We start from the raw sequence: 2,700 nt of genomic DNA, 5'->3' as shown, positions 1-2,700 counted from the left end.
CTTTATAATTCTGTTCAGGATATCCAAATTTTCAAGAATGACGGTTATTTACCATGATAATAATATTATTATCTGTTCTTGTACTACTTGTATTGTTTATGTAAAATTTTCAAAGATCGCTTATCTTAAATCGGCTTCGTTTTAGAAGCGAGTGCAAAGGTATAAACTCTAAATTTAATATCAAAATAAAAAGTGATTTTTTTATTTCTTTATTTCTTATCAGAGTGTCTTCCTTAGCCCATATGTTTTAGATTTCAGTTTGCAAAGATAAGAAAACTATTCCGTATCCTCCAAACCTTTTTGCCAAAACTTTTTCGCTAATAAACCTTCAGTCCAATATGTCAATTTTTGCATGCTCTGTTACTCTTACAAAGCGGGTGCAAAAGTAAGCGCTTTTTGACTTCAATCCAAATATATTAATACTTTATTTCTGAATATTTTATTCCTATTTACTTAATATCCTATCAATCTTATTCTTATAACAAATTCTTTTTTTAATCAATTCTCAAAGGAAATACAAGTAGGTTACTTTATACACATTATTATATATGCACCCTAAAACCCCCTTTTTAAATGATCTCGAAAAGAGCTCAAGTTTATCGATTTTAAGTTCATTTGCCCAATACCAGAAATAACTTTAACCCTTTGATCGTAATGACATGTCGGTGTCATGATGAGTACATGACACCGACATCGTGTTACGAGCAAAGGGGGCTATGCCTTATTGGTAAGGCATTTTACTAGCGAAAAGAGTTTAAATTGTTATATCAAGAAAAGAAAGAAGTTCTAATCACAGAATAGGGACATATCATTCTATTTTCTATCTTTGTTCAACTAAATTAGAAGTTAAAAATCCATGGAAAATACCCCATCCTATTACGTAAGTAGAAAAACATTATTATTAACAGCCGCTATTATCTGGCTAATTGCAGGAGTCAATGTATTTGCTGTAGGCATTCAGACATGGATAATAACTGAAATGAGTTGGTTATTAAAAAGCATGTTTGCTCTCATTACATTTCTCATATTCAACTTTATTATATTTGGCCCCTTGTCAAAGAAGTATTCCAAAAGGATTTTATCATATACCGACCAAAGCCACCCTCTCTCATTTTTTGATATAAAAGGATGGCTCATTATGATTTTTATGATGGGACTAGGTTTCTCTGTAAGAAAATTCGATCTTTTACCCAACACCTTTATTGCTCCTTTCTATGTTGGTTTATCAATCGCTTTAAGTTTAACTGGAATTCAATTCCTTATTTATTGGGTTAAACTGAATAAGATATAGTATAATTATACATGTCTCCCAGATATTTATGCTATTAAAGCTTTATTGATAGATATTAAAGCATAATTATTATATATTTGTGGCTGAATATAAATTTTTATACATAAAATGACAAATCAGCCCCATCCTATTGTATCTTTATTACCTATAGCGGTACTAATTTTATTACTTACATTAATCATACCCATCTTTGGCAGTGATGCACTCGCAGGTGGCAGCCAAATAGCCCTATTAACAACTAGTGCTTTTTGCGTTTTCCTAGGTATCCTTATTTATAAAAAAAGATGGATTGATTTTGAGAAAGCAATCGTCAACAACATATCAGGAGTAAGTACAGCACTCATTATATTACTAATCATTGGTGCATTAAGTAGCGTATGGATGATAAGTGGTATTGTCCCTACTCTTATTTATTATGGTGTTCAGATTATTCATCCTCATTTCTTTTTAGCATCAACTTGTATCATCTGTGCTATTGTTTCCATTATGACAGGTAGTTCATGGACAACAATAGCAACTATAGGTATTGCCTTAATGGGAATTGGCAGAGCTCAAGGGTTTAGTGATGGGTGGATTGCTGGTGCTATAATATCAGGGGCATACTTCGGAGATAAAATATCCCCTCTCTCGGACACTACTATATTAGCCTCATCTATTTCTGAAACTCCTTTATTTCAACATATCAGATATATGCTTATCACCACTGTACCATCACTTATTATAACTCTTATTATATTTGCTGTTGCAGGATTTACACAAACTACAAATAACACGGAACAAATACAGCTATTTGTAAATTCTCTAGAAGGTAGATTTTACATTACACCCTGGCTCCTTATAGTCCCCTTAATAACAGGAATCCTTATTGCTAAAAAGATACCATCAATTATCACCCTTTTTCTATCTACTTTGCTAGCTTTAGTTTTTGCTATTCTTTTTCAACCTAATATATTATTAGAAATAGCCAACACCCTAGATATAAATAGTTATAAAGCAATATTCAAAGGATCAATGCTTACTCTTTATGGAGGAACACAAATTGAAACAGCCAATGAAATCTTAGCAGAACTAGTAGCAACAAGAGGTATGTCGGGTATGCTAAATACAGTATGGCTTATTATCTGTGCGATGTGTTTTGGAGGAGCAATGACTGCTGCAGGCATGATACAGAGTATTACCTCGACTTTTACTAAAATGATAAAAAATAGATTTAGTATTGTTGGCTCTACTGTTGGATCGGGGCTATTCTTAAATCTCGCTACCGCTGATCAATATCTCTCAATAATTCTAACTTGTAATATGTTTAAAGACATTTATAAGAAGATGGGATACGAAAGCAGACTACTAAGTCGTACAACAGAAGACGCAGTAACGGTTACTTCTGTATTAATACCCTGGAACTCATGCGG

Annotated in this window: 2 protein-coding genes; both read left to right on the top strand. The window is 32.6% G+C overall.

Annotation, left to right across the window (positions count from 1 at the left end):
- Positions 1 to 856: 856 nt before the first annotated feature.
- On the top strand, positions 857 to 1,291 hold the full coding sequence (locus tag K8V80_RS06395) for a hypothetical protein (protein WP_276776267.1): 435 nt from the start codon (positions 857 to 859) through the stop codon (positions 1,289 to 1,291).
- A 108-nt stretch (positions 1,292 to 1,399) separates the two neighbouring features.
- On the top strand, positions 1,400 to 2,700 hold a 1,301-nt coding region (locus K8V80_RS06390; RefSeq protein ID WP_276776265.1), incomplete at its 3' end, for a Na+/H+ antiporter NhaC family protein.

The sequence above is a fragment of the Bacteroides coprosuis genome (assembly GCF_020741705.1).
Classification (GTDB): Bacteria; Bacteroidota; Bacteroidia; order Bacteroidales; family Bacteroidaceae; genus Bacteroides_E; species Bacteroides_E coprosuis.
Note: the sequence above shows the minus strand (reverse complement) of the source record. Positions and strands in the feature narration are given on the sequence as shown.